At 61.7% G+C, this 16,797-nt stretch carries 27 protein-coding genes and 1 tRNA gene; 15 read left to right on the top strand and 13 right to left on the bottom strand.

The features are described 5' to 3' along the window. Positions 1 to 205 precede the first annotated feature (205 nt). Positions 206 to 496, top strand: a complete 291-nt coding sequence (locus LMTR21_RS20050; protein ID WP_065756248.1) for a hypothetical protein — start codon at positions 206 to 208, stop codon at positions 494 to 496. 112 nt (positions 497 to 608) lie between these two features. Here the strand turns inward: LMTR21_RS20050 and LMTR21_RS20045 are convergent, their stop codons facing one another. The 3 genes from LMTR21_RS20045 to LMTR21_RS20035 all read right to left on the bottom strand — a co-directional run bounded on the left by LMTR21_RS20045 (position 609) and on the right by LMTR21_RS20035 (position 3,558). Further along, positions 609 to 1,616: an amidohydrolase family protein gene (locus LMTR21_RS20045; RefSeq protein WP_187399384.1), complete on the bottom strand. Its 1,008-nt coding sequence runs from the start codon at positions 1,614 to 1,616 to the stop codon at positions 609 to 611. A gap of 131 nt (positions 1,617 to 1,747) precedes the next feature. Continuing rightward, positions 1,748 to 2,524 (bottom strand): cyclase family protein, encoded by a 777-nt coding sequence (locus LMTR21_RS20040; protein ID WP_065756250.1) that lies wholly within the window; start codon positions 2,522 to 2,524, stop codon positions 1,748 to 1,750. Between the two features lie 50 nt (positions 2,525 to 2,574). Then, positions 2,575 to 3,558, bottom strand: coding sequence for a fumarylacetoacetate hydrolase family protein (locus LMTR21_RS20035; RefSeq protein WP_065756251.1), 984 nt, complete (start codon positions 3,556 to 3,558; stop codon positions 2,575 to 2,577). 88 nt (positions 3,559 to 3,646) lie between these two features. Here LMTR21_RS20035 and LMTR21_RS20030 point away from each other — a divergent pair, with 88 nt between their 5' ends. The 5 genes from LMTR21_RS20030 to LMTR21_RS20010 are packed head-to-tail and all read left to right on the top strand — an operon-like array spanning position 3,647 to position 7,612. Beyond that, positions 3,647 to 4,570: an ABC transporter substrate-binding protein gene (locus tag LMTR21_RS20030; protein WP_246175675.1), complete on the top strand. Its 924-nt coding sequence runs from the start codon at positions 3,647 to 3,649 to the stop codon at positions 4,568 to 4,570. A gap of 10 nt (positions 4,571 to 4,580) precedes the next feature. After that, positions 4,581 to 5,279: a GntR family transcriptional regulator gene (locus LMTR21_RS20025; RefSeq protein WP_065756252.1), complete on the top strand. Its 699-nt coding sequence runs from the start codon at positions 4,581 to 4,583 to the stop codon at positions 5,277 to 5,279. A gap of 4 nt (positions 5,280 to 5,283) precedes the next feature. Beyond that, positions 5,284 to 6,087 carry an ABC transporter ATP-binding protein gene (locus LMTR21_RS20020; protein ID WP_065756253.1) on the top strand — a complete coding sequence of 268 codons (804 nt, stop codon included), beginning with the start codon at positions 5,284 to 5,286 and terminating at the stop codon, positions 6,085 to 6,087. Then, positions 6,084 to 6,848 carry an ABC transporter permease gene (locus LMTR21_RS20015; protein WP_065756254.1) on the top strand — a complete coding sequence of 255 codons (765 nt, stop codon included), beginning with the start codon at positions 6,084 to 6,086 and terminating at the stop codon, positions 6,846 to 6,848. The genes LMTR21_RS20020 and LMTR21_RS20015 overlap by 4 nt, the downstream gene beginning before the upstream one ends. Further along, entirely contained in the window at positions 6,845 to 7,612 is a 768-nt protein-coding gene (locus LMTR21_RS20010) for an ABC transporter permease (RefSeq protein WP_065756255.1), read from the top strand. The genes LMTR21_RS20015 and LMTR21_RS20010 overlap by 4 nt, the downstream gene beginning before the upstream one ends. A gap of 341 nt (positions 7,613 to 7,953) precedes the next feature. Here LMTR21_RS20010 and LMTR21_RS20000 read toward each other — a convergent pair whose 3' ends face one another. The 6 genes from LMTR21_RS20000 to LMTR21_RS19975 form a co-directional block, all read right to left on the bottom strand. Next, positions 7,954 to 8,178 (bottom strand): hypothetical protein, encoded by a 225-nt coding sequence (locus LMTR21_RS20000; RefSeq protein WP_065756256.1) that lies wholly within the window; start codon positions 8,176 to 8,178, stop codon positions 7,954 to 7,956. Between the two features lie 102 nt (positions 8,179 to 8,280). Further along, positions 8,281 to 8,850: a CAP domain-containing protein gene (locus LMTR21_RS19995; protein WP_065756341.1), complete on the bottom strand. Its 570-nt coding sequence runs from the start codon at positions 8,848 to 8,850 to the stop codon at positions 8,281 to 8,283. A gap of 110 nt (positions 8,851 to 8,960) precedes the next feature. Next, positions 8,961 to 9,037: transfer RNA gene (locus LMTR21_RS19990), tRNA-Pro, on the bottom strand. Positions 9,038 to 9,100: 63 nt separating this feature from the next. Then, a complete protein-coding gene (locus LMTR21_RS19985) occupies positions 9,101 to 9,598 on the bottom strand; it encodes a DUF192 domain-containing protein (protein WP_430642587.1) in 498 nt (165 codons plus the stop codon). Positions 9,599 to 9,728: 130 nt separating this feature from the next. Then, complete coding sequence (locus LMTR21_RS19980) at positions 9,729 to 10,394, bottom strand: cold-shock protein (protein WP_065756257.1); 666 nt, start codon at positions 10,392 to 10,394, stop codon at positions 9,729 to 9,731. A gap of 213 nt (positions 10,395 to 10,607) precedes the next feature. Further along, on the bottom strand, positions 10,608 to 11,369 hold the full coding sequence (locus tag LMTR21_RS19975; protein WP_065756258.1) for an SIR2 family NAD-dependent protein deacylase: 762 nt from the start codon (positions 11,367 to 11,369) through the stop codon (positions 10,608 to 10,610). 233 nt (positions 11,370 to 11,602) lie between these two features. On the opposite strand from LMTR21_RS19975, the gene LMTR21_RS40125 reads away from it, so the two are divergent. From LMTR21_RS40125 to LMTR21_RS19970, 3 genes are all read left to right on the top strand, one after another. Continuing rightward, on the top strand, positions 11,603 to 11,770 hold the full coding sequence (locus LMTR21_RS40125; RefSeq protein WP_187399383.1) for a hypothetical protein: 168 nt from the start codon (positions 11,603 to 11,605) through the stop codon (positions 11,768 to 11,770). Positions 11,771 to 12,638: 868 nt separating this feature from the next. Further along, complete coding sequence (locus LMTR21_RS40120) at positions 12,639 to 12,785, top strand: hypothetical protein (RefSeq protein ID WP_187399382.1); 147 nt, start codon at positions 12,639 to 12,641, stop codon at positions 12,783 to 12,785. Between the two features lie 138 nt (positions 12,786 to 12,923). Then, positions 12,924 to 13,118 (top strand): hypothetical protein, encoded by a 195-nt coding sequence (locus LMTR21_RS19970; protein ID WP_065756259.1) that lies wholly within the window; start codon positions 12,924 to 12,926, stop codon positions 13,116 to 13,118. A gap of 63 nt (positions 13,119 to 13,181) precedes the next feature. Here the strand turns inward: LMTR21_RS19970 and LMTR21_RS19965 are convergent, their stop codons facing one another. Then, on the bottom strand, positions 13,182 to 13,361 hold the full coding sequence (locus LMTR21_RS19965) for a hypothetical protein (protein ID WP_065756260.1): 180 nt from the start codon (positions 13,359 to 13,361) through the stop codon (positions 13,182 to 13,184). Positions 13,362 to 13,470: 109 nt separating this feature from the next. Here LMTR21_RS19965 and LMTR21_RS19960 point away from each other — a divergent pair, with 109 nt between their 5' ends. Further along, a complete protein-coding gene (locus LMTR21_RS19960) occupies positions 13,471 to 13,704 on the top strand; it encodes a hypothetical protein (RefSeq protein WP_065756261.1) in 234 nt (77 codons plus the stop codon). A 17-nt stretch (positions 13,705 to 13,721) separates the two neighbouring features. Here the strand turns inward: LMTR21_RS19960 and LMTR21_RS19955 are convergent, their stop codons facing one another. Together LMTR21_RS19955 and LMTR21_RS40115 are read right to left on the bottom strand one after the other, a co-directional pair. Then, positions 13,722 to 14,018, bottom strand: coding sequence for a putative quinol monooxygenase (locus LMTR21_RS19955; protein ID WP_065756262.1), 297 nt, complete (start codon positions 14,016 to 14,018; stop codon positions 13,722 to 13,724). Positions 14,019 to 14,099: 81 nt separating this feature from the next. Then, positions 14,100 to 14,258, bottom strand: a complete 159-nt coding sequence (locus tag LMTR21_RS40115) for a hypothetical protein (RefSeq protein ID WP_187399441.1) — start codon at positions 14,256 to 14,258, stop codon at positions 14,100 to 14,102. A gap of 153 nt (positions 14,259 to 14,411) precedes the next feature. Between LMTR21_RS40115 and LMTR21_RS41845 the strand changes: the two genes are divergently transcribed. From LMTR21_RS41845 to LMTR21_RS19935, 5 genes are all read left to right on the top strand, one after another. Continuing rightward, the gene (locus tag LMTR21_RS41845) at positions 14,412 to 14,693 is read left to right on the top strand and encodes a Flp family type IVb pilin (RefSeq protein ID WP_430642574.1); all 282 of its coding nucleotides are present in this window, start codon (positions 14,412 to 14,414) and stop codon (positions 14,691 to 14,693) included. A 192-nt stretch (positions 14,694 to 14,885) separates the two neighbouring features. Then, the gene (locus LMTR21_RS19945) at positions 14,886 to 15,338 is read left to right on the top strand and encodes a VOC family protein (RefSeq protein ID WP_065756264.1); all 453 of its coding nucleotides are present in this window, start codon (positions 14,886 to 14,888) and stop codon (positions 15,336 to 15,338) included. Positions 15,339 to 15,342: 4 nt separating this feature from the next. Next, complete coding sequence (locus tag LMTR21_RS19940) at positions 15,343 to 15,558, top strand: hypothetical protein (RefSeq protein WP_065756265.1); 216 nt, start codon at positions 15,343 to 15,345, stop codon at positions 15,556 to 15,558. A gap of 47 nt (positions 15,559 to 15,605) precedes the next feature. Continuing rightward, positions 15,606 to 15,728 (top strand): hypothetical protein, encoded by a 123-nt coding sequence (locus tag LMTR21_RS41465; protein WP_283813560.1) that lies wholly within the window; start codon positions 15,606 to 15,608, stop codon positions 15,726 to 15,728. 158 nt (positions 15,729 to 15,886) lie between these two features. Continuing rightward, positions 15,887 to 16,534, top strand: a complete 648-nt coding sequence (locus tag LMTR21_RS19935) for a glutathione S-transferase family protein (protein WP_065756266.1) — start codon at positions 15,887 to 15,889, stop codon at positions 16,532 to 16,534. Positions 16,535 to 16,541: 7 nt separating this feature from the next. On the opposite strand, the gene LMTR21_RS19930 is transcribed toward LMTR21_RS19935, so the two are convergent. Further along, a complete protein-coding gene (locus tag LMTR21_RS19930) occupies positions 16,542 to 16,793 on the bottom strand; it encodes a porin (RefSeq protein ID WP_065756267.1) in 252 nt (83 codons plus the stop codon). Between the last annotated feature and the right edge of the window lie 4 nt (positions 16,794 to 16,797).

Genomic DNA, 16,797 nt, shown 5'->3' with positions numbered 1-16,797 from the left:
GTATTCAGATAGATGAACGGCGCAAGAAGCCGCGACAGATCGGCCGTAACTTGACCTTACCTGCCCTTCTTAATAAAGTCCCAAAAGCCCGAAAGAACCTTAGTGAAAATATTGTCTTAGCGCATCTGAACCGAGGGCTTTCTCACGCGTCTAAGTGAGATAGTGCCGAAGTCCAGATGTTCGGAAGTGACCGGGAGATCCTCGTATGGCTAAACGCTATAATATTCTGACCCGCTGCCTGGCAGCGCTGGCCCTGTTGTTCGTCTATGTGGCCAGCACCTCTGCCATCCTGGTGGGCGGGACAACGACGTCCGCGCAGGCGCGTGGTGGCCGAGGCTACCGCGGCGGTGGCCGTGGCTTCTATCGCGGCGGTCGTGGCTTCTATCGCGGCGGCCGAGGTTTTTATGGCCGAGGTTACGGCTTCTATGGCGCACCGGTCGTTGTTGGCCGCCGCTGCTGGTGGAATGCCTACGGCCAGCGTGTCTGCAGGTGGTGACATAGCCCGATCGCCGTCAGATCAGACGCGATCATGGGGAGAATCAGGCGTGCCAACCGGCACGCCTTTTTCTTTTGAGTAATCGATCCTGTCAGCGCCGGCCGCGCCCGGCCTAACTTGCAAGCCGCGGAATCAACTTAAGCGCATTGCCGCGCTCGATCGCCGCAATCTGTTCGTCCGTAAACACGCTTGCCTCGCGCAGTCCTTTCACGTGATCGCTGCCGGTCCGGTACGGGAAATCCGTCCCGAACACGATCTGCGACGGCGGTATGATCGCCGCAAGCGCCGACATCGAACCGCGGTTGGAGGTCTGGGCGGTGTCGTAGAAGAAGCGCTTGAGCTCCGCGAGCGTGCCATCGGGCACGGTCTCCTTGGCCTTCGGCGCCAGTAGCGGATGGCGCACGAAGCGCTCGGTCAGGAACGGCATCGTCCCGCCCGCATGCGAGAAAATCCAGCTTATATCGGGAAACCGCCGTGCATTGCCGGAGAAGACGATGTCGGCGATGGTGCGCGTCGTGTCGGTGCCGAACTCGATCATGACGGGCGGCTGCGTCGGCACCAGGTTCACGCAGCAATTGGCCGCCGTCGGATGGGTGTAGACCAGCGTCTTGCGCCGATTGAGCTCTTCCATCACCGGCCGGAATAGCGGGTCGCCGAGCCACTTGTCGCCATAGCTCGTCATCAAGGCGATGCCGTCGGCCTTGAGCGTATCGAGCGCATATGTAAGTTCGCGCAGACTGCCTTCAGCGTCAGTGAACGGCAACATCGCGAAATTGCCGAAGCGTCCGGGATAATCCGCAACCAGCTTTGCGGCGTATTCATTCGCCTCGCGGCAGAGTTTTCGCGCAGCGTCGCCCTTGGTGAAATTGACCGCAGGCGTGGTGACTGAGAGCATCGACGTGGCGATGCCGGCCTTGTCCATGTCGGCGAGCGACTTCTCGATCGTCCAGTTCTTCATCAGCGGATCGCCGAACCCCGCATCGTTCGACGCGGCCACGTAGGTCGGCGGCGACAGATGATGATGGACGTCAATCCGGAACGGTTTTGCGTCGGCGGTTTGTGCTGTTGCGTGGTCACCACCAATGGCGGCAGTCAGCGCCAGCGCGCCGGCGCCGAGCATGAAGCTACGCCGGCTCGGCGTGGAGAGTGACTGAGTTGATGGATCACAGCAGAAGCACCCCCGCAAGCGCGGCGCGCGCAAATCCGTCATTCGTTCTCTCTCCCGGTTTTTGTTTGTTGTTGCGTAAAGCCTCAGCCGTCGAGAACGGCAACTGCCCGGGTCCAGCCCGCGGAAGCGCGCTCGATCTTCACCGGGAAACACGACACCATAAAGCCGGTCGAGGGCAGTTGCTCGAGATTGTGCAGCTTTTCGATGTGGCAATAGCCGATGTGGCGGCCGGCCTTGTGGCCTTCCCAGATCAGGCTGGCGTCTTTGGTCTCGGCATATTTCTTAGCCGTGTAGACGAACGGCGCGTCCCAGCTCCAGCCGTCGATGCCGGTCAGCCGCACGCCGCGCTCCAACAGATACATCGTCGCCTCGTAACCCATGCCGCAGCCGGAGGTGACGTAATCGGGCTTTCCATATTTGACGCCGGCGCTGGTGTTGACCACCACGATCTCCAGCGGCGACAGCGTATGGCCGATGCGCTTCAGCTCGGCTTCGACGTCCTTGGCGGTCGCGACATAGCCGTCAGGCAAATGGCGGAAGTCGAGCTTCACGCCCGGCTGAAAACACCATTCCAGCGGCACCTCGTCGATGGTCCATGCGCGCTCGCCGCGGTTCATGGTGGGATGGAAGTGCCAGGGCGCATCGAGATGCGTACCGTTGTGGGTGGAGAGCGATACCTGCTCCACCGCCCAGCCCTGCCCGTCAGGCAAATCTTCGGCCTTCAACCCGTCGAAGAACTGCAGCATGCGCGGCAGGCCCTGCTGGTGATCGATGTACTGGATGGTCGGGTGATTGCCTGGCGGATCGGCCGGCACGTCGTTTTGCAGGGGAACGGAAATGTCGATCAGTTTGCGCGCCATGGCGTTTCCTTAAGCTTGATGTTCTTTTTGGGTAACGTCACCGGAACAAACTATTGCCGCTCGACCCGGTTCTTCAAGATGCCGATCTTCTCGACCTCGAGCTCGATCGTATCGCCATGCTCGAGATACCAGCCGAGTTCGAGGCCGCAGCCATTGCCAACGGTACCGGATCCGATGAACTCGCCGGGCATGAGGGTTTCGTCCTTGCTGACATGGGCGATGATCTCCTCGAACGAGAACAGCATACCCTCGCTGACCCCTTGCGAGCGCCTCTCGCCGTTGACGCGTGCTTCCATCTTCAATTTGTAGGGATCGCCGATCTCATCCGGCGTGACGATCCACGGCCCCATCACGTTGCCACCGTCAAAGCTCTTGCCTTTCGCCGGCCCCAGCCGCCCTTCCATTTCGATGCGCTGGGCATCACGCGCGGAAAAGTCGTTGAAGATCGTATAACCGAAGATGTGACCTTTGGCCCTGGTGGCGGAGATGTTGGCGCCCTTGTTCCTGGTGACGATGCCGAATTCGAGCTCGTAGTCCATCACCTGGCTGTAGCGCGGCCATTTCACCGTGGTGTTGGTGCCGCGAACGCTGAAGCGGTTGGTGATGTAGTAGATCGGCTGCTTGCGATAGACCTCCGGCAACTCACCAAGCGGCTCGGCCTCGATCCGCGCCAGCTCCGCCATGTCGTTCCTGGCGCGCGAAGCAAGCTTGAGCTGCCCGCGCGGGGCCTGCAGGATGTGCAGCGGGAACGACATGCCGTCGCGCATCTGCCGCGGCTCGGGGACCGGCGCGAGGATTTCCGCTGTCGCCACCGGTATCGAAAGGCTCTCGTCCTTGCCGTGCTTCTCGAAAGCCGCTGCTGCCGCTTCGAGCGCAGCGTCTCCGGCGTCGATCAATGCCAGCATCGAGGTAAACGCCGGATTGGCGCTTTCGCTGCGGGCAGCGGCAGCCGCGAGATCGAAAATGCGCGTATCGCCCCCATGCACGATTCCGATCTTGTCCTGTCCGCCGGATTTGAATGTCGCGAGTTTCACTGGATGCACCCCTTGTTTTCTTCAAAAATATATGATCAAAGAAAATATCGATAATCAAGTCAGAAAAATGTGTCGTGGGGAGAACGCCGTGAAAAAGGTCCTTACCGCCCTCCTGCTCAGCGTGGCGCTGACCGACACTGCTATTGCGCAGACCAAGATCCAGGTCGGCTGCACGGCGACCTCGGACTGCGCCTCTGCCATGGTGGCGATCGACGAAGGCATTTTCAAAAAGCACGGACTCGAGGTTGAGATGACGCCGATCGGCATCAACTCGAACATCCCGGCGGCAATCCTGTCGAACTCGATCCAGATCGGCGGACCGACCTCGACGGTGTTCCTGCAGGCCGTCGATGGCGGCCTCGATCTCGTCGCTATCGCGGGCGCTACCGTGATGAATCCGGTGTCGAACGGCAACATCACCGCCTTCGTCCGCAACGGCATCACGATCAAGGAACCAAAGGATTTCGTCGGCAAGAAAGTCGGCGCGCCCGGCCTCAACGCTTTCCTGCACGTGCTGTTCGTGAAATGGCTGGTTGAGAAAGGCGTCGATCCCAAGGGCGTCAATTTCGTCGAGGTCACCTTTCCGACCATGGCCGACATCATCAAGTCGGGCGGCGTCGACGCCGTGCTGACCGCCGAACCCTTCGTGACCCGCATGACCAATGCCGGGCTGGGCTCGGTCGGCGCCCGCTATGCCGTCGAACTGGCGCGCACCGATCCGATCATCTTCTATGCGGCGTCGCGCGAATGGGCGGACAAGAACGCCGCGGCGATCAAGAAATTCCGCGAAGCGCTCGCCGAATCCGCCGTCATCGTCAACAATGACCGCGAAAAGGCGTCGAATTCGATTGCAAAATTCACCAAGCAGCCGATCGAACTGGTCAAGGCGACGCCGCCGAACCAGTCCGAACCGGTGCTCAAGCCCGAGCAATTGGCCTGGTGGATCGAGGTGATGTCGACCCAGAAGATGCTGCAGTCCAAACTCGACCCCTCAAAACTGGTCCTGAAGTAGGATTTTTCCGATGCCGGTCTCCGACCGCCATGCAAATCGACCGGTGACCGACGCCACCACGCTGAGCGAACGCGCGGCCACGCTGGTCGAGCACGATATCCTCGCCGGCCATCTGCCGCCGGGGGCCCGCCTCGGCATCGTCGATCTCGTCCAGCGTTACGAGATCGGCGCCACGCCGCTGCGCGAAGGCTTGTCGCGGCTGATGTCGCGCGGGCTGATCGTCGGCATCGGACAGCGCGGCTTTCGCGTTGCCGATATCAGCCGCGAGGATCTGCTCGACATCACCACGATGCGCACGGCGGTTGAGGTCGAGGCCATCAGGCTCGCCATTATCCATGGCGACGACGCCTGGGAAGCCGGCATCGTCAGCGCGCTGCACCAGATGCGCCGCCACATCGAGCGGACCGGCGATGAATTCCGCGAGGGCGCGGAGGATTTCGACCGGCTGCACAAGGGTTTTCACACCGCTTTATTGGCGGCCTGCGGCTCGAAACGCCTGCTGGCGGCACATTCCGATCTCTACGATCAGGCCTACCGCTACCGGCGCGTGATGATGAGCTCCTTCGATAGCGGCAAGAAATTCGTCCGGGCCCATCAATTGCTCGCCGACCGTATCATCGCACGCGACGTGCAGGGTTCACAGGCAATGCTGACGGCGCATCTGCGCTCGACCATGGACTTCGTCTATCCCTCAGGCAGCGAGAGCTGACATCATGGCAAGCGCCGCAAAACGCCTCGACGCCGGCCCCGGCACGCCTGCGCCGCAAATCAGCTTTGACGCGGCCACGCTGCAGCTCGGCGGCAAAACCATCATCGAGAATCTGAGCCTGGGCGTGCAGCCCGGCGAATTCCTCTGCATCGTCGGCGCCTCCGGCTGCGGCAAGACCACGGCGCTGCGTCTGGCCGCCGGTCTCTACCAGCCGACCAGCGGAAGAGTGAATTTCGACGGCCAGCCGATGCGCGCGCCGCGCCGCGAGATCGCAATCGTATTCCAGGACTATGGCAAGGCGCTGCTGCCGTGGCGCACCGCAGCGGGTAATGTCTCGCTGGCGCTGGAAGCGGCCGGCATGCCGTCGGCCGAACGCCCTGCCCGCATCGAGGAACTGTTGCGCACCGTCGGGCTGCCCGGCCATGCCGGCAAATATCCGTCCGAGATGTCTGGCGGCATGCAGCAGCGCCTGCAGATCGCCCGCTGTCTGGCGCAGGAGCCAAAGACGCTGCTGATGGACGAGCCGTTCGGCGCGCTGGACGCGATGACGCGGCAGGGATTGCAGGACGAGGTGCTGTCGCTGGTGGCGGCGAGCGGCGCCACCGTGATCTTTGTGACCCACGACCTCGATGAAGCGATCTATCTCGGCGACCGCGTCATCGGCCTGCTGCCGCATCCGGGACGGATCGGCATCGAGCTGGCGGTCAACCTGCCGCGGCCGCGCGACCAGCTATCAACCCGCGAGCATCCGGAATTTTTGCGGCTGCGGCGGCAGTTGTTCGATTTCATCAAGGCGACCGAGCAATGACGGCGGGCTCCGCCAAGGCGCTGGCGCTGCCGCTTGCCGTGCTGGCAGCGTTCGAGCTCTGGGCCCGTGCTACGCACCTGCAGAGCGACAGCCTTGCGCCGCCGAGCGATATCGTGATGGCGCTGTTCGGGGCCTTTGCCGATCTGTCCATCCTGGCGGCGACCCGCGACACGCTGTTTTCAGCGTTCGCCGGGCTTGCGATCGGCACCACCATCGGCCTCGCCTTCGGCATCGCGTTCGGAATCTCCGACACGCTCAACCGCCTGATGGAAGTAACCGTCGAGGCGATCCGCCCGATTCCCTCGATCGCGCTGTTGCCGATCGCGCTGATTGCGCTCGGCTTCGGCTATCGCATGGAAATCGTGATCGTCGCGTTTGCCTGCGTGTGGCCGATCCTGATCCTCTCCCGCGCGGCCGTGCGCAGCATCGAGCCGCGGCTGATGGAAGTGGCGCGGGCATTGCGCCTGCCGCCGGCGCAGCGGGTCTGGAAGATCATCATCCCAGCGGCGCTGCCGCGGATCTTCGTCGCCTTCCGGCTGGCGGCCGGCATCGCGCTGATCGTCGCCGTCACGGTCGAAATCGCGATCAATCCGCTCGGGCTCGGCGCCGGCATCATGCTGGCGCAGCAGGCGCTGCGCCCGGACCTGATGCTGGCCTATCTGGTCTGGATCGGCGCCATCGGCTACGCACTGAATGTCCTCCTGGTCGTCGCGCAAAACCGCCTGTTCGGCCGCGCCGCGATGAGCGGAGACGGCCGATGAATCGCGGCGCAATCCTCTGGCGGGTGGCGAGTTTTGCGGTCGCAGCCGGCTTCATCGGCCTATGGCAACTGATCACCAATCTGAAACTGGTCTCGCCGGTGTTCCTGCCCGGACCTGACAGGGCCTGGGCGTCGCTGGTGCGCGGATTTTCCTCCGGCGATCTCTGGGGCAAGCTCGCCGGCACGCTCGAACACATGGCCTATGGCTGGCTTCTCGCCTCCATCGCCGGCATCGCGATCGGCGCGATCATCGGCTCGTCGCGCACGATGCGAACCTATGTCGCGCCCTCGCTGGAATTTTTGCGGCCGCTGCCGGTTTCCGCAATCATTCCGGTTGCGATCGCCATGCTCGGGCTGACACAGGCGATGGCGCTGTTCGTGATCTCATTCGGCGCGATCTGGCCGATCATGCTCGCGACCATCCACGGCTTCGCCGCGGTCGAACCGCGGCTCTACGAGGTCGCGCGCTCGCTGCAGATGTCGCGGCTTGCCGTGATCTTCAAGATCGCGCTGCCCTCGGCCAGCCCCGACATCCTCGCCGGTATGCGCCTCAGCCTGACGGTCGCGCTGATCCTGTCGGTGGTCTGCGAGATCCTCGCCGGCCTCGACGGCCTCGGCCATTGGGTGCTGCTCTCGGCCCGCGCGTTCCGCTCGGCCGACCTGTTCGCCGGCGTCATCCTGTTAGGGGTAACGGGCTATGTGACGTCGGTGGCGATGTCGCTGGCGGAGCACAAATTGCTGGCGTGGCAGGCGGCGCAGCGCTGATCGCGGATGGCCGCGCCATTGTGGCTACGTTGTCCGTAACAGGTCGAGCCGAAACCTCCGGCTCTTTCGACGTCGTCATAAGGCGCCGGCAAACCCGTCCGATCGCGCGCCAGAGCGCGCGAAGGCTGAAAGTGACGAGCACCTCATGGTGCCGCATCCCCTTGCCGCCCTTGACCAGCCCGAGATCGCGGATGATGCAATACGTCCCGCTGCTCATGCGGGCGAACTTCGCACCTCGAAAATGATTGCGCACACGCGACAACATGCACGCAGCTTGCACCGCGGATCGATTCCGTCAATCTTGACCGGCGGCGAATCAACCCGCCGAAATACGAAAGCCGTCAGAGCGTTGCGTTGTTGCTGCGGTCGCCGATGCGATAGAGTTGCGCGGTCCTGACAGGCAAACGATTGAGCACTTCGCGTCGCTCGTTCATGCGCGCGCCCGGCGAATCCGGCTGCGCAAAATATTCAAGGATCTGGATCCGGATTTCCTCCGCGAGTGGACCCTCGACCTGGCGCATGCGATTCCAGAGCCGGATGATTTCCCGTTGCTTCTCGACGTCCATTGGTCACCTCCGAAGATGATCAATGAGAACATACAGGGAACAATATTGCAAGCCGCAAAATCTCGGCTGCGGCGAAGATTCACTGCTTCCGCGGTTTCGGTTCTAGAAGCACAGGCTGAGAATCTTCAGCCGGCAGTTCTCGGCAGCGCGCGATTTGGGCTTCGCAGCGCTTGCCTGCTTTGATTCCTTCGGCGAGTCTTTTGGCGAACTCTTCGGCGAGCTCTTTGGCAGACTCTTGGGCGCTTTGGGACGCTCATAGTCGCCGGCGATCACCATGGCCCAGTACATGCGGCCGGTCTTCGCGCTCTTCACGCTGGCAACACCGACGCGCGTCGCGCCGGGCAACAGCAGGTTTTTCCGGTGCCCTGACGAATTGATCCACTGATCGAGGGTTTTGGGAAAGCTGTCGTAGCCGTAGGCAATGTTCTCCGCGGCCCGGCCTGCGCCTGCAGGGTTTACACGCGTCGTGAACCGGCCAAGGACATCGTGATCGAGCTGGTCCTTGGCGGCCATCGCCTGGGCCTGATCGTGCGCGATGCGTGTGAGCGTCGCATCCAGGGTGACGCGCTTCTCGCCGTGCTTGAGCCGGAAATCAGAAATCATCTGCGCGGGATTGGCCGCAGCCGTCCGGCACCCCACTACGGCGACAAAACAAATCGCAAACCCCAGCAGAAGGGCCTGCCGCGCCAGGATAATCGTCTTCCTACCCGCCACAAATGTTCCCCTGCCCCTCCCGATGGGAAGCCTCAATCGAAAAGGACGCAGCAAGTCATTGATTTTGTTGGTCGGGGCAGCTGGATTCGAACCAACGACCTGCAGTACCCAAAACTGCCGCGCTACCAGGCTGCGCTATACCCCGATCCCCTGGAAATGCGTCGATACACGCTAAAACCGCGGCCAGCAAGGCGACGGAAGGCCCGGATCAGCGCTTGTTGAACAGCGGATGCGCCACCCGGTCGCCGGGCTGAATTCCATATTTTTGCGCCGTGCCGGCAATCACTTCCAGCACGCCCCTGGCCAGCCCGCCCGATGAGATGATCTTGGTGGACATCGGCTCGGTGTTTTCGGCGATCCGCAGGATGCGGCCGTCAGCGCGGATGAAGATCATGTCGAGCGGGATGTAGGTGTTCTTCATCCACATCGAGATCTGCTGCTCCGGCGAGAAATCGAACAGCATGCCTTTGCCGTCGGGCAGCTCCTTCCGGTGCATCAGCCCCTGGGTCTTCTCCTCCTCAGTCGTTGCCATCTCGACCGAGAATACCTGCACGCCCGATTTGGTGACGATCTCGAGCGGCTGAAAGCTGGCGGCCCTGGCGGCGGGACTGGCGCAGAGGGTGACGACCACGGCCGACGCCGCCGCCAGCGACGCCACGAGGCGGCCCGCGAAGCGAAGCCGCACCATCATCAAGGCGAAATTCATCAAAGCACTCACGCGGAAATCTCAAGGGGAATTGCCGGCGAACCCTACCCCAGGGATCGCAGCAAATGCCAGAGCCCGCCGTGCAAGTGCACGGCGGGCGGCTCACGTTTCCGTCAGTTGTCCGGCGGGACTAATGCGACGACAGCGCCGACGGTCCGGTCTCCGGATGGATCTCGGCCGCCATCATACCCTTGGACCCCGGCCCGAAGCGCACCAGCACGTACTGGCCCGGCCGCAGCTCGGTCATGCCGAAACGGCGCAGCGTTTCCATGTGGACAAAAATGTCCGGCGTGCCCTCGCCGCAGGTCAGGAAGCCGAACCCGCGCAGCCGATTGAACCATTTGACCTGGGCCCGCTCCAGCCCGCTGGTCGGCGTGACGCTGACGTGGGTCCGGGGCGGCAGCATTTGCGCCGGATGGATCGCGGTCGATTCGTCCATCGAGACGATTCGGAACGCCTGATAGCCCTTGGCGCGCTGCACACATTCAACCACCAGCCGCGCGCCTTCATAGGCCGTCTGGTAGCCGTCGCGCCGGAGCACGGTGACGTGCAGCAGCACATCGGGCCAGCCATTGTCCGGCACGATGAAGCCGTAGCCCTTCGAAGCGTCGAACCATTTGATGACGCCCGATATTTCGACAAGATTGGCTGCGGCATCGCCGAGCCCCGATAACGCATCCACCGCCGGGTCGCGTTGCGCTCCGGTTGTGTATTCACCTGGTCCAATCCTGTTTTGCCCTGTTCCGCCTGATGGCGGGCCCCCGAGCTTCTTGGACCCAAATTCGTCCGACCCCATGACCCCGGACCTCACACTTCTCAAAAAGCGGCCCGCTTGTCGCCGAAGCGGACCGGAACACGCGCCCTACCATGACCATCATGCTAACGCAGCGCGAATCTCTCGAATCAAAAGATAACACTACCGATTGCGGCGCATAGCTAAAAAACAATTCGGGCGAGAACTATAAACAGACTTGCAACGGCCACGAATCAATCACGAATCAGTTGGCGATCAATTGCCTACAAACGGTCCGAGCGTCTCTCCGATGTCGTGACGGATCACCAGGTCGGCCACATCATCCTGTTCCGTGGGCTCGTTATTGATGATCACGAGCCTGGCGCCGCAATTCCGGGCCATCAGCGGAAAACCTGCGGCGGGCCAAACAACTAGCGAGGATCCGATCGCCAGGAACAGATCGCATTGCTGGGCCAGTTCGGTGGCGCGCCGCATCTCGTCTTCCGGCATCGCCTGTCCGAAAGAGATCGTCGCGGTCTTTATCGGCTCATCGCAGAGGGTGCAGTCGGGTGCGCTGCCATTTTCTTCGAAACGCGCCTTTACCCAAGGAAGATCATAGGCATGTCCGCAGCCGATGCAGCGGGCATAGGTGGTATTGCCATGCAGCTCGATCACGTCGTCGGCCTTGAAGCCGGACGCCTGATGCAAATTATCAATATTCTGGGTGATAATCGCGGGTGTCTTGCCGGCCCTGTAGAGCGAGGCCAACGCGCGATGTCCGCGGCCGGGCCTGGCCGCCGCAAAAGTCTCTTCCATCGCAAAGCGCCGCCGCCAGGCCTCGGCCCTCGCGTCGGCGCTGGCGACGAATTCGTCGAATGCGATCGGGCGGTTGCGGGTCCACAGGCCGCCGGGGGAACGGAAATCCGGAATGCCGCATTCGGTGGAAATGCCGGCACCGGTAAAGGGGACGATGCAACTAGCCTCGGCGATCATGTTGCCGAGCTGCTCGACGCCGCTGCGCAAATCCTTGGCGATCACCGCTAATGTTTCCGAGTTGTTGGGCCGCGCGGACTATAGCACGGGCGTTCGGATTGCCAGATCGATGCGCCCTGCCCGGCGGAGCGGCACGTGCATGGCTATCAAGCTATGCCGCCACGCCTTATCCACCGCCTTCGCCTCAACGACCGCGCGATCACAATGCGTCCAATTCGTGCCCCAATCGCGCAGGCCAATGTCGCGGGGCGCGAATCAAACAATAAGACGGACGGGCGATGACGGAGAAGGAAGAAAGACTCGCGCGCGATCGCGCCGAAATCGCCGCACGCGTGGCACGCTTCAGGGAAACCCAGCAGAAGTTCGAACGCGAGCGCGAGCAGTATTACCAGACGACGCTGGCGAACGCGCTGAACGGATCCGGTCGGCCCTCGTTCTGGCGTTGAAGCGGAACCGGCAAGGAGCATTCCGCCGCCGTTGCGTTATCACCGATAGAATATGACGCACGGAACCCGCAGGAAAATTCCGCGACCAAAGCGGAACGAAGCAGACGCCTCGATGTTTTCCTCTCAAGTGCAGCAACCTTGCGAGAGGTGAAAGCACGAATGACCCCGTCGGCATCTGCGGATGTAGGCGGGGTTTTCATTGATAGACCAGACCGGATGCGCCGCGGGATCGCGAGCCATGCGATCGCGCGGGTCTGACCATCTAAGATTGCGCAGGAACAAAGCCGCCCCTGTGGAGTTTATCTACACGGAGAAGTGCGTCATGCCCGTGTGGATGGAAATTCTGATCAATGTGATCGGTTACGCCGGCTTCGTCGCCATCGCGACCTATCACAGATCGTCAGGCGAAAAATTGCCGGATCGTTGAGTGCCGGAGGTCGGGGCGTCAGTTCGCCTTATGCGGTTCGCCCGCGGTGCGGACCAGCCAACCGTATAGGGTTATCTGCGTTTTCTCAGTGAATTTGAGACGGCGGCCGCAGCGCTTTCGACTTCCGCACGCGGTCGGTTTCGCGCAATCAGTTCAGTCCGCAGCAGCGAGTTCGAGACCTCTCGGGCGCGTGCCGCGCTTCCCGCTGCAAACGCCCCCCTCATCGCCGTCCAATTCCAGCAATGCTGCCTAACCATCGGACCGAGCGGAGGTCGAAGCGAAGCAATCAGGCGTCCATCGAGAAAGGACTCCCTTTGTTCTCTTGGAACGAACAGGGGGCGCATTTTCCGGCATGATTGCCTTCTTAAGATACCGTTACCTCGCGGTGCAGGCCGTCGAACCTTTTTGGCGTCATCCGTACTCATCTAAAAAGGTGCTGCGATGACCCAAGCCGACCATTACCGAGAGCAGTCCACCAGGGCCCGGCGGCTCGCTGAAGCCGTGAAGGATCCGGAAGCCTCGAAGAAGCTGATCGAGATGGCCGAGGAATTCCGCCTCTACGCCGAGCGGCTGGAACAGACGCATTAACGCTCTGGATCGGGCACGGAAACAGAAAGCCTTAAGCCTCTGTTTACCCCTTTGCGCCGTAGCACCCCGCCGTTAACCGAACCTCTTTACAAGACGTAAACACGGGCCTGACAAATTTTGACCAGGAGGGTTTATCCCATGGTCATTTATCCCGTACCGGCAGAAGTGACACAGGCCAGAATACAACTCGTCGTCGATCAGACCGCCAAGGCGCCGGCGCATACGATCAATCAGGATCTGCAAGCCGTCGACCACGCCAAGGCAGCCGCCATAGAAGCGGCCCTGGCCGACCTGCAGACCGAAGAACCGCCGCTGGTGGACGTCAAGGTCTGACCTGACGGCAAATACTAACTTGCGCAGAGGGGCCAGACTGCGTCCGGTCCGGTACTTACACGCTCACCATGCGAGCTGCTGCGCGTGCACGACGCGGAGCGTCAGCAAGCCACCGATGCTGGCGAGCACGGCCAACCCTGCGAACCAGGCCCACTGCGGCTTTTCCTTGTAGGCGAGGAACGCGGAGCAAATCGTACACACGATCGTCGGCAGATTCGCGACCAGTAAAACCCACGCCAGCATCTTGAGCCTCCCAGGCGAAGCGGATGCGCAACAGCTAACGCTTCCGCTGATGAGGCGACTGTGCCACCGGTCACATCGGTGATGCGGTCACCCGCGCTATCGTCGTCCCATGATGCTGTTTCGCACCATCGTGATCTGGGCCGTGCAAGTGCTGCTGTTCTGCGTCGGCATTGGTGTCGCGGGACTGTCCGCACACCTGTTCGGCCCGATCATGGCGGAGACCTTCAGCATCCACGAACTGATCCCGACCGCGCTGATCTTCTTCGCGGTGGCGGCGACGCTGGGCTGGATCGGAAACAGGTTCTGGCCGGAAGACTGGACGTACTGCAATCCCCTGCTCTAGACCTCGCCGCGGTGGCCTTATCGCGGTATCGCCTCGGTACGATAAATGTTCGTCCCCGAGGTTTCGACGATCCGTCCCTTCAGCGATTTCACGAACGCCTTCGAGCCTTCGACGGCGAAATGCGTGCGCAACGCCGCTTCGTCTTCCCATCGTTCGAAGAAGAACAGCCGCATCGGGTTCTGGCAATCGACATGCACGTCATGCGAAATGCAGCCGGGCTCCTTGCGGGAGCGCTCGACATGCTCGATGCAGGATCGAAGCACATCGTCGAACGTGTCCTCGCGCGCTAGAATGCTGCCGGTTACGATAATCATGCCGATCCCCCGTTCGCGTCAGCCAACCGCCCGCCCTCGAAAGGCGCCGGTCGTTACGCGTCGAGGCGGGCATTTCCTTCGTTAATGCATCAGGCGCGGCACGACAACCGCTGCCGCCAGCAGTATGCCGAGGCTGCTTACCACGGACAATTTCATCCGGGCCGTCCTGAAATCGGTAATCGGGAGCACGAGAAAGAAAGCCATCGCGAGTATAAGCAGGCCGTGGAGCAAATACATCATTGATCCCTCCATTGGTGCGACAATGCAGGGCGGCGCCGGCTGCGTATGTGGAGGGGATCACGCAAGTAATGGGGCGCTCTGGTGTCCGAAACAGAGCCGAACAACCCAGCCGGGACAAACACAAGCTCCAACGGCCGCTATTAGCGTCACTTATTGAAGTCAACCATCGACGCCGGCTTCGCATCAATGAATACTGCAATTTTACGCTTTTGGTTTTCTGGATGGCAACTTGCGCGTGCCACATCGTTTCTGGTCAAAATTCGAGAGAGAATGGGAATGTTTGGGAAGTTTCTGCGCGACGAGAACGGCGCCACCGCAATCGAATACAGCCTCATCGCCGGGTTTATCGCCCTGGCCATCATCGCCGCCGTCGGAATGACCGGACAAAGGCTCGTGGAGTTGTTTGAGAGTCTTATTCCGGCGCTGACACGTTAGGTTATCACCGCAGCATTCAAGCTTTTAGTTCACAGCGGGCTGGCTCGCGGTTTCGCGCTTGCTCGGATTTTCACGTAAACGGGACAGAGTGAGACCCACCACCCCTGCCCTACGCCGCAATTTGCTGCTAGTTGTTACCCTCGGGAGCTGAAACGATCTCCAGTTTCGCAAGCCTTCAAGAGGACAACAAACATGCGCTATCTCCACACCATGCTGCGCGTCCGCAATCTCGATATCGCGATGAAGTTTTACCAGGATGCGCTGGGGCTGAAGGAAGTACGCCGGGTCGACAACGACAAGGGCCGCTTCACGCTGGTGTTCCTGTGCGCGCCCGAGGACGAGGGGCTGTTCAAGGCCGCGCCGCAGAACCGCGGCGCGCCGCTGGTCGAGCTCACCTATAACTGGGACGAGGAGAAGTACGGCGAGGACCGCCATTTCGGCCACCTCGCCTACGAGGTCGACGACATCTACGCCACCTGCGACCGCCTGATGAAGGCCGGCATCACCATCAACCGCCCGCCCCGCGACGGCAACATGGCGTTCGTGCGCTCACCGGATCTGCATTCGATCGAGCTGTTGCAGAAGGGCGAGCCGAAGCCGCCGGCGGAGCCGTGGGCATCAATGCCGAACACCGGCCATTGGTAGGTCCTTGTACCATTTCTTCGTCCACGTCCGTCATCCCTGCTACCGGCTCGTGACCCGGGCGGACGCGCCGTTTCCGAACGAGACCAGTGAGAACGAATGGCGGCTGACGCGCAGCCGCCATTCCGACGACGTCAACGCCGAAGTGCGCGAGGCGGTGGAGCGTGACGGCTACTCGCTGTTTCGGATTGGATTGACGCTCGCGGAAATTCCCAAATCATAAAACGTTCCTTCGCTTGCGTTGTTTTATCCGCAGGAACGGGCCACGGCATGGCGCGTTTTCTCCTCGAATCCATTTTGAAGGAGGAAATGATGGGACGAGGAATTTTGCTTTGGTTGCTGGGCGTGCCTATTCCGGTGATCATTCTGCTGTGGCTGTTCCTGGGCCACTGACCGGGCCGGTGTTCGCCACGCGTAATGCGAGAAATGGCCTCTGTCGCCCTGCGGCAGAGCCTGTTTTTTGTTAGCGCCGGCCCAGCGCTAAGCGCGCGCTTTTTCGTCGATCTTCGGCTAAGAACTGAGCACAAGCAGATCAGTCGGGAGCGAGGCGCGTGGCGGACAACAAGAAACAACAACTCACCATCTGGGGCCGGGCCAACTCGGTCAACGTTCAAAAAGTGCTGTGGTGTCTCGCCGAGCTCGATCTCGCCTATGAGCGCATCGACGCCGGCATGCAATTCGGCAAGAACAACGAGGCGCCTTACCTCGCGATGAATCCGAACGGCCGCGTGCCGACGATGGTCGATGGCGACTACGTGCTGTGGGAATCCAATTCGGTGATGCGCTATCTCTGCATGGCCTATGGTGAGGGCTCGCCGATCTATCCCTCGCAGCCGAAGGCGCGCGCCGGCGTCGACCGCTGGCTCGACTGGACGCTCTCGACATTGCAGCCGGTCGACCGGCCGGTGTTCTGGGCGCTGGTGCGCACCCCCGTCGAAAAGCGCGACATGGTCGCGATCCAGAAGGATGCCGATGCGGAAGGCCTGGTGTGGCGGATCGTCGAGGCGCAGCTGGCAACACGGCCCTTCATCGAAGGCGATCAGTTCACGATCGCCGATATCGCGCTCGGCGCGTATGCGCGGCGCTGGTTCGGCGTCGAAGGCGTCACCAAGCCGGAACTGCCGAACCTCGAACGCTGGTTCGCGCAATTTGCCGCCCGCCCCGGCTTCACCAGGTTCATCGCGCCGCCGATGACGTAAGGGTCTGTTAGCGCGAGCCGCTGGACACACCGGCGCCGACGCTTATCGCGCCGCCGATCTTCATGCAGGTATTGGTGCCTTCGATTCTGACGAAGCCCGCGCCGTATTCCGCGCATGCATTGGCCGAGCCGGGGCGTTTCAGCGGAAGCGCCTTGCCAGGTGTTGCGGCCTTGTCGGACCTCTGGAGACGGAGTTGCCCGGCGAGCGCGGGAACCGAAGGCAGCAGCACCGCCATCATGACCAGGAGGAATTTTCGCATCCGG

This window comes from Bradyrhizobium paxllaeri, from assembly GCF_001693515.2.
Lineage (GTDB): Bacteria > Pseudomonadota > Alphaproteobacteria > Rhizobiales > Xanthobacteraceae > Bradyrhizobium > Bradyrhizobium paxllaeri.
This window is presented reverse-complemented; position numbering and strand designations above follow the sequence as displayed.

What these genes read in the sequence shown, in the direction of transcription:
- LMTR21_RS20050 (WP_065756248.1), top strand. Translation starts at nt 206, where the DNA reads ATGGCTAAACGCTATAATATTCTGACCCGCTGCCTGGCAGCGCTGGCC.
- LMTR21_RS20045 (WP_187399384.1), bottom strand. Translation starts at nt 1,616, where the DNA reads ATGCTCGGCGCCGGCGCGCTGGCGCTGACTGCCGCCATTGGTGGTGAC.
- LMTR21_RS20040 (WP_065756250.1), bottom strand. Translation starts at nt 2,524, where the DNA reads ATGGCGCGCAAACTGATCGACATTTCCGTTCCCCTGCAAAACGACGTG.
- LMTR21_RS20025 (WP_065756252.1), top strand. Translation starts at nt 4,581, where the DNA reads ATGCCGGTCTCCGACCGCCATGCAAATCGACCGGTGACCGACGCCACC.
- LMTR21_RS20020 (WP_065756253.1), top strand. Translation starts at nt 5,284, where the DNA reads ATGGCAAGCGCCGCAAAACGCCTCGACGCCGGCCCCGGCACGCCTGCG.
- LMTR21_RS20015 (WP_065756254.1), top strand. Translation starts at nt 6,084, where the DNA reads ATGACGGCGGGCTCCGCCAAGGCGCTGGCGCTGCCGCTTGCCGTGCTG.
- LMTR21_RS20010 (WP_065756255.1), top strand. Translation starts at nt 6,845, where the DNA reads ATGAATCGCGGCGCAATCCTCTGGCGGGTGGCGAGTTTTGCGGTCGCA.
- LMTR21_RS20000 (WP_065756256.1), bottom strand. Translation starts at nt 8,178, where the DNA reads ATGGACGTCGAGAAGCAACGGGAAATCATCCGGCTCTGGAATCGCATG.
- LMTR21_RS19985 (WP_430642587.1), bottom strand. Translation starts at nt 9,598, where the DNA reads ATGAATTTCGCCTTGATGATGGTGCGGCTTCGCTTCGCGGGCCGCCTC.
- LMTR21_RS19980 (WP_065756257.1), bottom strand. Translation starts at nt 10,394, where the DNA reads ATGGGGTCGGACGAATTTGGGTCCAAGAAGCTCGGGGGCCCGCCATCA.
- LMTR21_RS40125 (WP_187399383.1), top strand. Translation starts at nt 11,603, where the DNA reads ATGACGGAGAAGGAAGAAAGACTCGCGCGCGATCGCGCCGAAATCGCC.
- LMTR21_RS40120 (WP_187399382.1), top strand. Translation starts at nt 12,639, where the DNA reads ATGACCCAAGCCGACCATTACCGAGAGCAGTCCACCAGGGCCCGGCGG.
- LMTR21_RS19970 (WP_065756259.1), top strand. Translation starts at nt 12,924, where the DNA reads ATGGTCATTTATCCCGTACCGGCAGAAGTGACACAGGCCAGAATACAA.
- LMTR21_RS19965 (WP_065756260.1), bottom strand. Translation starts at nt 13,361, where the DNA reads ATGCTGGCGTGGGTTTTACTGGTCGCGAATCTGCCGACGATCGTGTGT.
- LMTR21_RS19960 (WP_065756261.1), top strand. Translation starts at nt 13,471, where the DNA reads ATGATGCTGTTTCGCACCATCGTGATCTGGGCCGTGCAAGTGCTGCTG.
- LMTR21_RS19955 (WP_065756262.1), bottom strand. Translation starts at nt 14,018, where the DNA reads ATGATTATCGTAACCGGCAGCATTCTAGCGCGCGAGGACACGTTCGAC.
- LMTR21_RS40115 (WP_187399441.1), bottom strand. Translation starts at nt 14,258, where the DNA reads ATGATGTATTTGCTCCACGGCCTGCTTATACTCGCGATGGCTTTCTTT.
- LMTR21_RS19945 (WP_065756264.1), top strand. Translation starts at nt 14,886, where the DNA reads ATGCGCTATCTCCACACCATGCTGCGCGTCCGCAATCTCGATATCGCG.
- LMTR21_RS41465 (WP_283813560.1), top strand. Translation starts at nt 15,606, where the DNA reads ATGGCGCGTTTTCTCCTCGAATCCATTTTGAAGGAGGAAATGATGGGA.
- LMTR21_RS19930 (WP_065756267.1), bottom strand. Translation starts at nt 16,793, where the DNA reads ATGCGAAAATTCCTCCTGGTCATGATGGCGGTGCTGCTGCCTTCGGTT.